The organism is Teichococcus vastitatis (assembly GCF_003604215.1).
GTDB lineage: Bacteria > Pseudomonadota > Alphaproteobacteria > Acetobacterales > Acetobacteraceae > Pseudoroseomonas > Pseudoroseomonas vastitatis.
Genome location: NZ_QXGS01000035.1, coordinates 13,220 through 27,265 on the forward strand (window position 1 = coordinate 13,220; position 14,046 = coordinate 27,265).

Genomic DNA, 14,046 nt, shown 5'->3' on the forward strand with positions numbered 1-14,046 from the left:
AGGAAGACGCCGATGACGCACCGCCGCTATCACGTCGTCGCCCGCTCGGTCCCCATCGTCTACACGCTGGAGGGCGACCATGACCCGAACGGCATGGTGTTCGCCCCGAAGCAGCTCGACACCCTCCTGCTGTGGGCACGGGACCGCTGGTACGATTCCGACGAGCTCCTGCCGCGCCTGCACACCACCCGCCAACGAGCCCAACTCGTCATCGACGGCCTGGAGCGGCTGGAGGCACAGCTCCAGCGCCTGCGCCAGGGACCGGAGGAGGACCAGGGCCTCCTCGCCGACCTTGTACGCCGCGAGGGCACGCCGGAGTATCCCGAGGCAGAGGACCGCCTCAGCCGCGGTCCACGCCGCATGGGAGGCCGCGCGATGGCGGTGCGCGACAACGTTCGGAGAACCGTCGACCAGCTGCGCACGGCGCTGACCGCGCTCGGGGACGAGGAGGGGCCGCCGCACTGGCGGGAGGCCGCCGCACCCGCGGCGGACGACGGGGCCCAGACGGAGGCGCCCGAACTCGACCCAGCCACCGCGCCGCGGGCCATCCGCCTAGTCACCTTGTCGCCCGGGCAGCGCCTGGAGTGGCGCCGCCACTGGGCCGCGCAGGCGAAGCTGCTCGACCGGTCCATCGAGCAATGGTTCACAGCGTGCGCCGCCGATCCCACTCGACGCTTCGACGCCGCCGCCCTGTCGGGAGCCTCGGGTATTCCGCGGGATCGGGTCGAGCGCCTGCTGCTCAATGACCACGCGCCAGGAACCAACCGCGGAACACCTTGCAACCGTTTTAACCCGATGAAGCCGATCCCGGCCCTGCGGCCGCTGGTTCTGCGCTGCCGGAAAGGGGAGCAGGTCGAGATCACCGTCGAGAACCAGCTGCGAGGCCGCCGCGTCGGGTTTCATGTGCAGGGGGAGGGAATCGCCACTGCGGAGGGTGCCGGAGTCCGGTATGCCGACGGCAGCCACCTGGGGAACAATCAGGACAGCACCATCCCCTATGGCGGTTCGTGGACCTTGCACTACAGCGCGGCGCATGAGGGCGTGTGGCCCATCAACGACCTCGCGGATGTGCGGGGCGGGCAGGATGGCACAAACGCCCACGGCCTGTTCGGGGCGCTGACCGTCGAACCAGAGGGCAGCCGCTGGCGCGATCCCGAGACGGGGCGCGACCTGACCGACGAGCCCTGGGCCACGCTGCTCGACGTCGATATCCTCGTCGGAGGGGAAAACCCGGCGGCCCCGGAGCACCGCGACTTTGTCGACTTCCACACGGATGAAGTTCCCCGCAGCTTCCGTGAGTTCACAGTCTTCTTCCATGACGAGCCAGAGATCCATTCGGGGCTACACACCGTCGACGAGCACTCGGTGATGCCGCTGTCGTACCGTGCCGAGCCGATGCACAACCGCCTGCCGCACCGCATGCGGCGCTACGTTGCGCGGACGGCGGCGAGGCCGCTGCCGCCCGGTCCGGCCGGGGTGGACCGCTCGGCCTTCGGCTGGCGCCTCGGCGACGAGTTGGAGGAGCAGTTCCTCACGGCCCGGACCTCCGGCGGCGAGTGGCTGGAGCGCGTTGCCGGGGAGGAGCAGCACCACAGCTCCTGGCTCTTCGGCGATCCGGTGACACATGTGCTGCGCGCCTACAGGGGCGATCCGTGCCGCGTCAGGCTCGTTCATGCCGGGGTCAAGGAAACGCACGTTTTCCACCTGCATGTCCACCAGTGGCGTGCCGTCGCCAGCGATACGGCACCCCCTTCGGTGAGCGGCACCGATCAGTCTGGAAAGCCGAGATGCAAGGGATCGCAGCTGTTGGACTCGGTTACGATCGGGCCGCAGGCGGGCATGACAATCGACCCACTCTACGGCTCCGGCAGCCGCCAGCACGCTGTCGGCGACATCATCTGGCACTGCCACCTCTACCCGCACTTCCATCACGGCATGTGGGGCCTGTGGCGCAGCTACGACCGGAAGGTGACGGGCGAGCAGCCCTATCCGGACGGCAGCTACTGCGCACCGCTCACGCCCCTTCCCGGGCGGGAGCCCGATCCTCCGAAATGGCAGACACCAGGCTTCCCCTGGTTCGTCGACGGCACCTACCCGATGAAGTCGCCGCCCCCGCCCGTGCCCGACAACACGGCGCCGAGCGGCCGGCGCCGGTTGCTCCGCATGCCGCCTGCGTCACCGAGGGAGCGGCAGGCGATGCCCCCCGCGTGCCGGAACGGGTCGCAGCCGGGTGCGGTGTTCGTCGACCTGGACGGCTTGGCGCGGCAATGGAACCAGGTTGCCGGTCTGCCCGCCCCGAGGATCGTCAGCTACGACGTGGAGGTTCTGGCGGACACCGTGCGCTACAATGGTGACGGCTGGCATGACCCCCGCGGTCACCGCTACAGGCTGCTCTCGGCGGAGATCCGGGAACAGGGCATCGACGGCCAGGTCAGGACGACCTTCAGCCACCACTTTCCAGTCCTGCCGGCCGGGTTTCCGGAACAGGCTGCCGGAAACCCGCTCCCGCTGTTCCCGCGGGCCAACCATGGCGACATCGTCGAATGGCGGCACCATAACAGCCTCGGTTCCTTTCCCGCGGACGGGATCGACCATGGGCAACTGCCGGTCGAGTGCGGCCTGCACGTCCACCTCGTGAAATTCGACCCGCTCGCGTCGGACGGCTCCGCCACCGGCTGGAACTACCTGTCCGGCGCCAGCTGCCGTGAGGCCGTCGGCGGTGACGGCCCCGGCGAGCGGCGCACCGTCAGCCTGCACCGCTGGGTGGTGGACGAGGAGTTCGGGCCCTGCTTTTTCCATGACCATCTGCTGGCCAATTTCCGGCAGAAGCATGGGCTGTTCGCGGCCCTGGTCGCACAGCCGCACGGTTCGCAATGGCTCCGGGCCGACGACCAGAGCGAGATCGCCTGGGACGACACCGAGGCGGTGATCGTGCCGCCAGCCGCTAGCGGCCTGCCGCCCTACCGCGAGGCATGCCTGGCCATCGCCGATTTCGTGCCGCTCCTCGACCGCGGCGGCCGCCCGCTGAACCCGCCCTCGACGCTGTCGGGTGACGACGATCCCGGATCCATGGCGGTCAATTACCGAAGCTCTCCGCTGACCTTCCGCGGCCCGGACCCCTCGCTCTGGCTCAGCACGGCCGCGCGCAGCCAGCCGGGATCCACGGGTGAGCCGGGCGACCCGGACACGCCCGTGTTCCGCACCTATCCGGGCGAGAGATTGCGCCTGCGGCTCATCCAGGGTTCGCATGAGGAGCAGCACAGCTTCACAGCGCATGGCCTGCGCTGGCGGCGCGACTGGGGCAATCAGGCTTCCACGCTGGCCAACCAGCAGACGATCGGCATCTCCGAAGCCTTTACACTCGACATCGATCCGGACAACGCGTCGCCCTACGGGGTTGGCGACCACCTCTGGCACTTCAGCACCGCCGACGACATCTGGCTCGGCTGCTGGGGCCTCGTCCGCTCACTGGCACCCGTGCCGAAGAACCTCGAGGCATTCTCGCCACTGCCGGATTACCGCCGCACGCCAAAAGAAGCGCGCAAGTGCCTGCTGCGGAGCCGTGCCACGCCCGACCTGTTTCCGGCCACGCCGGGTCAACCCAGACCTCGAACCAGGACTTTCGTCGTGGTGGCGCAGCGGACCGAGCACCTGTTCGCGGGATCCACGCTAACCGATCCCTGGGGGCTGATCTACCGCCACCACCCGTTCCGCGAGGGCGACCTCGAGCAGGCGATCAAGGACGAAGCCTGGCCGCTCGGAGATGTGGCTCAGGACGACCAGCCCCTAGTTCTCCGGGCCAAACGCGGCGAATGGGTCCGCCTCATCCTCGTAAACGATGTCCTGAGAGAAGAAAGGAACCGGATGAATCCGCAGGGCGGCAAGGAGGTCGAGTTCGGGGTGGAGCCTTCGCCGCCTCGCCTGCCGCTCGAGCACCTGGACGAGCTCCAGCGCCCCGACCGCCGCACCGTCAGCTCCCGCGTATCGCTGCACCCGAGCCTGCTGCTCTACGACGTCGAAAAGTTTGACGGGAGCCATGTGGGACGGAACTCCGACGGCACCGTGCCGCCCCGCATGGAGGATGGGGAACATGAGGGAATCCACCTCGAGGAGCCCGGGATCCCGGGCGCCGTGGTCCACCGCCCCGATCACCATGGCCGCAACTGGCGAGAATACTGGTGGTACGCAGACGAGAAGCTTGCACCAGAAAGCCGCACTGAAGGCCCAGGGCAGGTCTGCTTCCTTCACGACATGGCGGACATCCGCAACCACCGGCACCATGGACTGATCGGAGCGCTGGTGGTCCTGCCCGGCGATGTCGAGCCCTATGCGCCCGGGACGGATCATGAGGCCTGGACAGGGGTGGAGGCCGAGATCCGGACTGGAGACGGCGAGCCGGTGGCGCATGAGGCCGTGCTGTTCTTCCAGGACGGACTGCGGCACTTCACCAACGGAAATCCGGACCTGCCCGTGCCGGACGTCGAACCCACCGACGATCCCGAGGACAGTGGACAGAAGGCCCTGAACTACAGGAGCCATCCCGTGCACCGGGGAACGGTCGTTCGGGGTGGCGGAGCCCCGCCGCCGCTGGCGGAACTCGATGCGGTTGGCCCGCTCTGGCTCCGCGTCATCGGCGCCAACGACAAGCCCAGGCAACACACCCTCACCATCCATGGCTGCGCCTGGCCGGAGGCCGCATGGGTTGCCAACAGTCCCTGGACAGGAGCGATCTCCGGCATCGCGCCCTGTCGTGCCGAGACGCTGGTCGTCAAGATGCCCCATGGTGGCGACCACGCGGCCCGGACAGGAGCCTTCCGCTGGGGAACGGAGCACGGGGTTTGGGCATCCGTGCGGGTGGGTTCGGGTCAACTCCGCATGCCTCGCGAGAACGACTTAGAGCCTATCCCGGTAGGGCGTGACGCCATGTGATGATGCCGCAGGCAAGGTGAAGCAGGGCGAGGTCGTTGTCAGGCTTCTTGGTCCATCGGATCAGGATGGAACGGAAGCGGTTCAGCCAGGAGTGCGTGCGTTCGACGACCCAGCGCCTTGCCTTGGCTCTGACGTGCCGCTTGGCCCTGACCTCCTCGCCACGTGTGCGCAGGTGCAGGGTGAACCCGAACTCGGCTGCCAGGACGCGCGGCTCGTCATCGTCGAAGCCCTGATCGAGGCAGAGGTGCTGGGGGCGACGGGGCGTCAGCTTGGGCCGCTTAACGGGGATGGCCTGCAGGGTCTGGCGCATCAGCTTGTGGTTGTTGCGGTTCGCCCCGTCGATCACTGCACCCAAGGGGACGCCGAGGCCGTCGGTCAGCACCGAGCGCTTGACCCCGCGCTTGCCGCGATCCGTTGGGTTGGGCCCGCTTTTTTCCCCCACCCAGCGGTGCCTTGCCCATGGCGCCGTCGAGTGCGAGCCAACTCCAGTCGATGCCCTGCGACGCGTCGTAGGCCAGCAATCCCTTGCGCCAGAACGCCTCGAACACTCCGGCCTCTGTCCATTCCTGAAAGCGCCGGTGTGCCGAGGAGGACGAGCAGAGCTTCGTCTCCCGCAGCACAGTCCACTGACAGCCCGTGCGCAGCACAAAGAAGATGGCGTCCATCGCCGCCTGGTCCGGCACACGTGGGTTGTGGCAGCCCAGCGGATGCTTCGGCCGCGGCGGTAGTAGCGGCTCCATCTCGGCCCAGAGCGCATCCGGCAGGCGCCAACCGTCATCTCGAATGCGCCGCTTCGTCGTCCGAACAGATCTCCTCATCATGAACGAGGATCTGGGAAGCCCTCAACCTAATGCCTAGTGGGATAGGCTCTAAGCGTTTTCGATAGACATTCCGTAAACTTATGAGAGGGAAAGATTATCGGATTCTGAGAGCAGTAGGAACTAAGAGAGGATTTCCGGCGCCTCGTACCCAGATGAAGGCATTCTTGACGGCGCGGGCTACGGGTCAACCAGTTCGGGCTGTTCGCCGTCAGCTCCCGTCCTCTAGCAGAGCCCAGAATCCCGCTTTGCGGCCATGCTCGCGCCTCAGGCGCGCCAGGAACATCTCGTGGCTTTCGAGATCGGGCTCCGTCGGCAACAGCGGGGCGAGGCTGATACAGGATCGGATGTCGCGCACCGCATAGGTGTACTGCCGTGAGGAGGCCCGCCGCAGCACGTCTTCGGCCAGGGCCCGGTGCAGCAGCGTGGCGGCGGCCGGATATCGTTCGGCCAGCGCCTCGGCCGCGGGGCGGAGCCGGCCGTAATCACGCCCGTCCATCTCCTCATGGTGCGCCCGCACCAGCCGGTTCGCCGCGTCCAGGCGGGGCCAGCCAGTCAGGAAGCTGAGGGCCAGGTTGCGGTCGGCATGCGCCAGCGCGTGCGCCATCGCCTGCTCCTCCGCCTCGACGTCGTCGAAATCCGGCAGGGCACGGAGGTATGGGCGCAGGTGCTGCGGCGTCAGCCAGCGTCCAAAGGCGTCCCAGCGCAGCGCCTGCGCCTCCTCATGCCGCCCGAGCGCCTCCAGCGCCGCGATGCGCAGGTCGGTTCGCCGGATCGCCTCGCTCTCCTGCCAATCCGAGGGCCGGTCCAGCCAGGCCAGCGCCTCCTCGGGACGACCACGGGCGATCAGGCGCTCGGCGATTTCGCAGGCGAAGTTCTCCGCCCGTCCGCCCGCCTCGACGGCCGTGATGTAGCCGTCGACGTCACCCTCGAGATCGGCCAGGTCGCGCAGGCGGAAGCTGATCTGGAAACGTCCCTGCCAACCCTCGAAGGCGTCAGACATGCGGGATCGCGGCTGCGCGGCGAGACGGGTCTCAAGCAGGCGGCGCAACTCTGCCCGTCCTTCGGAACCGAGCGCCGGCGCCGCTGCTTCCAGCAACCGGTCGGTCTCGCCGTAGCCGTCGGCATCCCAGAGCGCCAGTACCTCGCGGGCCAGCATCAGCGGGTCGCGGCCTGGCAGCAATGCCCAGAGCCGCCCGAGATCGGCGCCGGCCTGCCGGAACACCTCGCCCAATGCGCCACTGCCGTCGTCACTGCGCTCGAACACGTTGCCAGTGAGGCCGAGCAGCAGCCGCATCTGCGCCACGGCCGCGCGCGGGTCCGCCGCGGCCAAGGAGCCGGCGATGGTCTCGCGCAGGCCGTCGAGCTCGCGGGCGAGGGGGCGCAGCTTGTCCCACTCGATGAACCCCCGCGAGCGCCCGATGGTGCGCAGCCGCTTCTCCACCTCGGTGGCAAGCCGGCCACTGCCATCCATTCCGGCGAGCGCCAGGCGCAGCGTGCGGGCCAGCGCCGCATCGCCCTGGGCCTGCGCCATCAGCAGCTCGGCCAGCCGTCGCGCGCCCAGCTGCTCCAGCGCTTCGGCACTGAGCGTGCGAGAACGCGGCGCAGCCTTCTTCGGCTTGGGGCGGCCAGGGGAGGGCGCTGCGGGCTCCCCATCGGCCACCAGGGGTAAGGCGAGGCGTGAACGGGAAACGCGGGCGCGTGGCGGCATACTCAGTTCTCCACGGCTGTGGGGATGACGGATGAGGCGCCACCCGGCGTCAACCACTCCAGGAGCTTCGACCAGCGCTGGCACGTGCCGTGAAACCAAGGGGATGCGGTGCGGGCCCGAGCCAAGCTCAGCCCTCTGTTCTTAGTCGGAGAGAAGGCGGCCGGCCTCCGGCCCCTTGGCCCCGTGCACGACCTGCATCCGGACCAGCTGTCCTTCCTGGAGCACGGACAGGCCTGCCCGCTCCAGCGCCGTCGCGTGCACGAAGACGTCCTTGCTCCCATCCTGCGGGCTGATGAAGCCGAAGCCCTTGGCGGGATTGTACCACTTCACCGTGCCCGTCATCTCAACCGCCAAGCTCAGGTCTATCGGTCGGCGCGGACCGTGCGAAGCTCCAGGCCTCTCGCGGGCGCGCTGCGGAGCAGCGGGCGCGGCGGTGCTCTCGTCGACCAACAGCACCTGATCGATCTGCCGCCCCTTGGCCCCCTGCCCGACGCGGACCTGCAGCGTCGCGCCCGGACTGACGCCCTGGACGCCAGCAGCCTGCAGGATGTTGGCGTGCAGGAAGGCATCGCCCGAGCCATCCCCCAGCTCCACAAAGCCGAAGCCTTTCTCGGCATTGTACCACTTGACCGTGGCCGCGAGCTCCGGTGCGGCGGACCCACCGCCGAAGCCGCTGAAGGCGAGGGTGGGGGAGCCGCCGAGGACATCGTCGTCGAAGCCACGGCGGCGAGACGGGCGCTGGCGCTCACTCCGGTGAGAAGGCATGGAAGGCACTTTCCAGATGTTGAACAGCACCATGGTTATAGGTGCCGCCGTCATGAACAAGAGGATTGCCCGGGGAAAGGCTCTTTCGAACCAGCTTGCGTCAGCTCAGTCTAGCGGTGATACGCGGGTTACCGCGTGGCAGACACAGCCCTTGGTGCGTATTGCCGCGTCAGAGGGCAAAGTGCGGCACCTCACCTGCCAGGATATTAGTGACGTGACCAACCAAACCAGCAAACCGCGGTCCAGCCTTCGTGTCCCAATGTGGGAGCCGCTATTGTTCCTAGCCTCCTCGCCCTACTGGTATGGATTACGCCAAACTGACCGGGCTAAAGAAAGGGCGCGCCCGGCCGGGTACCTGTGAGCGCAGTCGGCCGAGCGCGGTAGGCTAGAACCAGGCAGCCGCGGCAGCCGCCCTTGCCATCATCCTGGCCTGTGAGGATGAACGGCCGGCTAAAGCGGGGGCTCACTGCCTTATCTGCAGGGGGGACTGGTTGATGCCAGTTGGGCCGCTCCTGGGCAGTTAGAGGAACAGCTCTATGATTTTATCCTTCTCGCTCTGAAGGTCGCACCCAGCGGCAGCTTGGCAACCCTGCTGTGGCTTCATGTGTTGCCCAGCAGGGGCACGACCATCACCTGGAGCTAATACATGAAGGGCAGCCTGATCATCCCCCACCCGACCTTTGGGTGGTTCCGATGACCTTGATGCTCTGGCTGCCAATCGCAGGCGTATCATGAGCGGCCAGATTTTTCGTGACGTGGTGGTCATCGGTGGTGGGCAGTCTGGTCTTGCTGCCGGATACTTCCTGCGCCGGCTGGGCCTCGACTGCGAGATCCTGGACGCCAATGATCGACCTGGCGGCGCCTGGCCCGACGCCTGGGACTCCCTACGGCTGTTCTCGCCCGCTCAGATGAGTTCCTTGCCCAGTTGGCCCATGCCGCCGCCCAAGGGCGGCTATCCATCCCGTGACCATGTGGTGGGCTACCTGGCTGCCTACGAGCAGCGATACAGCCTGCCGATCCAGCGACCGGTGCGCGTCAAAGGCATTCTGCATTCCGCCGGCGGTCTATCAGTAAGGACCGATCGCGGCACATGGCTGGCCAAGGCTGTCATCAGCGCAACAGGCGGTACTGGCCAGCCCTTCATCCCGCCATATTCCGGCCGGGTGCTGTTCCGTGGCAAGCAAATCCACTCCTCTGCCTATCGCTCCCCTGACGAGTTTGTTGGCCAGCGTGTACTCGTGGTGGGTGGCGGCAACTCGGGCGCTCAGATCCTGGCCGAGATTTCCAAGGTGGCAGAAACGGCCTGGGTCACCCGGGAGCCACCCCGCTTCCTACCAGATGACGTGGATGGTGGTGTGCTGTTCGAGCAGGCTATGGAGCGAGTGCGGGCTCTGATGGAGGGTCGGGAGCCGGATAGAGCGAAGAGTGGCCTCGGCGACATTGTTATGGTGCCTCCAGTGCGGGAAGCTCGTGACCAGGACGTGCTCTACACCGTCCGGCCATTTACCCGTTTCCTGCCAGACGGCGTGGTCTGGCAGGACGGAGCACGCACTCCTGTGGACGCGGTGATCTGGTGCACAGGGTTTCGGCCGGATCTTAGTCATCTCACCAAGCTCGGTGTGTTGGAGGCAGATGGCCGCATCGCTCTCGAACATGGCCGCTCGCTCCGTCAGCCTCGGCTCTGGATGCTCGGCTACGGCGACTGGACCGGGGCAGCCTCAGCGACACTGGCAGGCATCACGCGATCCGCCCGCGACACCGTGCAGGCGGTCCAGCAATTCATCGCCGGGGACCATGCCGCCGATCCTGGGTAAGCCAAGGAAGGGTTCTATGCCCCTCTGAGTTGGCCAGACGTGAGATGTGCCTCCTGAAGCCGGTTATCCTTGTGGATGTTGCAGTTTCTGTTGTATCTCCCCCCGCATCACGCTTCCGTGAGTATCTTAGAGGCCAAAATGGCACTTCTCCCCGCAAACTATGCTGGTGTCCTGCAGGGGATCGACCAGAGCATGCTCAACGGCGTCTCCACTCTGACCGACCTGCGGAAGATGACCTCCGCGGCTTTCCTGAAGATCAGTTCCGTTGAAGGGGTCACGGTAAGGATTGAGGCTCCCCTGGCGGAGGGTGGCGATCTTCCTGCCTCGGTACTGAGAGGTCTGGTGATCCGCTGCCTGCTGCCGAAGGGGATTGAGCTGGAAGCGCTCCGCGCCTCCCTAACGGATGGGGCCGCGAGCCGGCTCATCCAGATCATTCTGGCCGGGCACCAGGTGACCTTTGCGCCAGAAGGTGGACACGGCTGGCTGACCCGCGGCGCCTTGCAGGCTCGCGCTCAGCTTCTGACGCTTCTGAGTCAGCTGCCGGAGGCCAAGCCTGAAGCGCTTCCTGCCCCAGTTGCTTCTGTCAGCTGTGCCCCTCCGACCCTGCAAGCGGCCTGAGGATCGGTAGAGGAAACCGGACTTCCGGACGATCTTGCAGATGCCGTCCTCATACGAGGCGGCGAGGTTGAGATCCTGGCGTCAGGTGGTCTTGGCTTTGTGCTCTCGCTCTCCGAGAAGGCGGTAACCCTCAGCCGCGATCAGGGTGGCGCCAGGAGCGAGTGGACTGCTTTGGGCCGGCCGCAAGCCTTCGGGACGGAGCCGAGTACACGCGGCCCCGAGCCACGAGGAACCGACGGAGTTGAACCTCGCTATCGTGCTCAAGCTCGTGAACCTAGGTGCCGATACCAGGGAGTGTCCTCATGGTTAGCCTGGGCAGGGTGGTGCGAGAAAACGGCAGGAAGTGGTGTTATCCCGCATCGATGAGTGGGGGCAGGGTTCGGGGCTGTTTCACGAGCAGGTGATGCGTCGCGAGGACCCTGATTATCGGCAGAGTGCCGCTGCAATGCGAGATGGGTGCTTATCAGATACGACATCTGTCAATAGCAGAGTACGATTGTTCGCCATCCTTTTGCGCCTAAGACTGAAATCGCGTAGCCCAGGAAGCAGCTCCTGATGCGCATTCCGTTGGCTAAAATGTGACATGCTGGTCGACCGGCAGGGCCGATGGTTTGGCCTGGAGTGTTGCAAGACCGCTTACCTGCCGATCCGCATGCTGCTGCGGAATGGCCAGCGGCGGGAGCGCCTGCCGGCCGCATCGCACCAAGTTCCAGTGCCGGAAGTGCAATAAACGGTCGTCCGACATCTGGATGACCAGAAATCGCGCGAGCGGGATGATTCAGGCTATGGGGACTGAGATCCGGGAGGACGTGCCGGGGTTTAGAGCCGCCCAGCCATGACCCTTTTGGTCTTGCCGGACGGCTTACGCGCTGCGGAAATTCTGCCTGCCGCAGATCTATTATTGCAGCCATAAGTTGTATAAGACGTCAACAACAATAGCTTTAATCTGCGCGGCGCCGGCCAGATGTAGGGGGCCGGGACCTCCTTACGCTCCACCGTGCATCAATGACCCGGAATACCGCCTGAGGGTTCCCCAGGCGGCGTAGCCATCATACGGGTGCTTCGGCATCTGCAGGATGGACGTGGCCTGGCTGTGACGGTCCCGTGGGATCCGCACAGAAAGAAATACCGCGGACCGGCGTCTCGAGGGAGGCATTGGCGGATGGTACCGGATTCGAACCGGTGATCCCTCGGGTCATCAATCCGAGTGTGATCGACTGTTAGCCGCTACTACACGTGCCGCCTGAATCCCAGATCCGGGACCTGTTTCAAAGCCACTGCCAAGTTCCACCTGGGTCATCGCAGGCGCCGTCCGCCGCCAGTGGGCGATCCGCGCCCGTCCTCCATGGCTTCGTCTCAGCTCGCGGACGGCAGGCGCGGACGCTGCAGATCAGCCAGATGCTGTCGCGGCGGAGGCGAGCCAGGAGAAATGAAATCTCCTCGACGGTTGATCACGGATTTGTGATAATTTCATTGACCCTGGCCAGGGTGCTCCTTAAGGATCGCCATGACCTGGGAACGGAACGCAGGATCCGCCGCCCGGCCGCCGTCTCTGGAGGTTTCCTTGAACAGCTTCTCCGCCGGCTTTCCCGACCAGAACGTCCAGATCCTCGACGGCGGCAAGCTGCTGTCGCGGGGCGCGTCCGAGGAATGGTGGCGCGGCGCGGTGATCTACCAAGTCTACCCGCGCTCCTTTGCAGATGGAAACGGCGACGGCGTCGGCGACCTGCCGGGGCTGCTCGGCAAGCTCGACTACATCGCAGGCCTCGGCGTCGACGCCATCTGGATCTCTCCCTTCCAGCGTTCGCCGCAGGAGGATTACGGCTACGACGTATCCGACTACTGCGACGTCGATCCGCTGTTCGGAACGCTGGCCGATTTCGACCGTGTCCTGGCACGCGCCCACGCCCTCGGCCTGCGCGTGCTGATGGACCAGGTCTGGTCGCATTCCAGCAACCGGCACCCCTGGTTCCTGGAGAGCCGCGCCTCACGCGGCAATGCGAAGTCCAACTGGTACGTCTGGGCCGATCCCGCGCCTGACGGCACGGCACCCTCGAACTGGCTCAGCGTGTTCGGAGGCCCGGCCTGGAGCTGGGAGCCGCGGCGGCGCCAGTACTACCTGCACCATTTCCTGGCCAGTCAGCCGGCCTTCAACCTGCACAATCCGGAGGTCGTTGAGGCGCTGATGGAGATCGGCCGCTTCTGGCTAGACCGCGGCGTGGACGGCTTCCGCCTCGATGCCGTTGACTGGATGTGTCACGACCCCTCGCTCCGCGGCAACCCATCTGCGCACCATCCTGGGGACCCGATCCCCGCCAAGCCCTTCGGCATGCAGCTGCACCAGAACGACCTGCTGCACCCGAGGACGCTCGACGTTCTCCGCAGCATCCGCAGCCTGCAGGACGAATATCCCGGCGTCACCACCCTAGCCGAGGTGTCGAGCCAGGACGGCGCCTTCGATCGCCTGCGGCGCTACACGGGCGAGGGCATGCTCGACATGGCCTACACCCTGCGCTTCATGCGTGGGCCGTTGTGCCACGAGACTGTGGCCTCCACCCTGCGCTGGATGTCAGAGCACGCGGTGGGCTGGCCCTGCTGGGCGTTCAGCAACCACGACGTCGAGCGCGTGGCCTCCCGCTGGAACCCGCAGCGCGGCCAGCCCGGCTATTCGGATTCGGAGGCCCCCGCCTCGCCGACCTTCCTGCGCATGCTGATGGCCATGCTGCTGTGCCTGCGCGGCAGCATCTGCGTCTACCAGGGCGAGGAGCTCGGCCTGCCGGAGGCGAGCCTGCGACAGGAGGAGCTGCGCGATCCCTTCGGCATCTCCTTCTGGCCTGACTACAAGGGGCGCGACGGAAGCCGCACGCCGATGCCGTGGAGCGCCAACGCCTCGGCGGCGGGCTTCAGCGAGGGCCAACCCTGGCTGCCCGTGCCGCTGGCGCACCGGGTCATGGCGGTGGACGTGCAGGAGCAGGACGCGGAGTCCCCCCTGGCCTCCTGGCGCGACTTCCTGCAGTTCCGGCGCGAGCAACCCGCCCTGGTGCGCGGCTCCCTGCAGGCGCTCGAGCTGCCCGCGCCCTTGGTTGGCTTCACCCGCACCCAGGGTGAGCAGACCATGATCTGCGTGTTCAACCTCAGCGAAACGGCGGAGCGCGCCGTGCTGCCTGGCACGCGCGGCGCCCGGCAAGCGTGGGGCAGCAACGCCCGCCTCGGGCGCGCGGCGAAGGGTGGGCGGCAGTGCATCCTCGAGGCGCACGGCGCGATCGTGCTGGAAGCCGCCCGCGGGACGACCTGAGCTGACCTTAAACCTGGAACCTAGCAGTCTGTCGGATTTCCCTCCGGTCTGAAATCCGCGAATCTGATGGGCATGACGCAGTTTATCCCCTTCAGC

At 66.6% G+C, this 14,046-nt stretch carries 8 protein-coding genes; 5 read left to right on the forward strand and 3 right to left on the reverse strand.

What is annotated here, in order from left to right; translation table 11 throughout:
* Positions 1-12: 12 nt before the first annotated feature.
* Entirely contained in the window at positions 13-4,929 is a 4,917-nt protein-coding gene (locus D2K64_RS19805; protein ID WP_120010110.1) for a multicopper oxidase domain-containing protein, read from the forward strand.
* On the opposite strand, the gene D2K64_RS19810 is transcribed toward D2K64_RS19805, so the two are convergent.
* The 3 genes from D2K64_RS19810 to D2K64_RS25990 form a co-directional block, all read right to left on the reverse strand.
* Positions 4,901-5,669, reverse strand: a protein-coding gene (locus tag D2K64_RS19810; RefSeq protein WP_370765153.1) for an IS5 family transposase whose coding sequence is annotated in 2 segments (ribosomal slippage) — positions 4,901-5,357 and positions 5,356-5,669 — 771 coding nt in all. Because the reading frame shifts where the segments join, the coding sequence is not laid out codon by codon here. The genes D2K64_RS19805 and D2K64_RS19810 overlap by 29 nt on opposite strands.
* A 289-nt stretch (positions 5,670-5,958) precedes the next feature.
* A complete protein-coding gene (locus D2K64_RS19815) occupies positions 5,959-7,458 on the reverse strand; it encodes a DUF6880 family protein (RefSeq protein ID WP_120010111.1) in 1,500 nt (499 codons plus the stop codon).
* A gap of 141 nt (positions 7,459-7,599) precedes the next feature.
* Positions 7,600-8,256 carry a cold-shock protein gene (locus tag D2K64_RS25990; RefSeq protein ID WP_306418948.1) on the reverse strand — a complete coding sequence of 219 codons (657 nt, stop codon included), beginning with the start codon at positions 8,254-8,256 and terminating at the stop codon, positions 7,600-7,602.
* Between the two features lie 523 nt (positions 8,257-8,779).
* Here D2K64_RS25990 and D2K64_RS26285 point away from each other — a divergent pair.
* The 4 genes from D2K64_RS26285 (at position 8,780) to D2K64_RS19840 (ending at position 13,950) form a co-directional block, all read left to right on the forward strand.
* Positions 8,780-8,866, forward strand: coding sequence for an ArsB/NhaD family transporter (locus tag D2K64_RS26285; protein ID WP_370765154.1), 87 nt, complete (start codon positions 8,780-8,782; stop codon positions 8,864-8,866).
* A gap of 88 nt (positions 8,867-8,954) precedes the next feature.
* Positions 8,955-10,037 carry an ArsO family NAD(P)H-dependent flavin-containing monooxygenase gene (locus D2K64_RS19830; protein ID WP_120010113.1) on the forward strand — a complete coding sequence of 361 codons (1,083 nt, stop codon included), beginning with the start codon at positions 8,955-8,957 and terminating at the stop codon, positions 10,035-10,037.
* 75 nt (positions 10,038-10,112) lie between these two features.
* Positions 10,113-10,655: a hypothetical protein gene (locus D2K64_RS19835; RefSeq protein WP_120010114.1), complete on the forward strand. Its 543-nt coding sequence runs from the start codon at positions 10,113-10,115 to the stop codon at positions 10,653-10,655.
* Positions 10,656-12,219: 1,564 nt separating this feature from the next.
* Entirely contained in the window at positions 12,220-13,950 is a 1,731-nt protein-coding gene (locus D2K64_RS19840) for an alpha-amylase family glycosyl hydrolase (protein WP_238384315.1), read from the forward strand.
* Positions 13,951-14,046 lie beyond the last annotated feature (96 nt).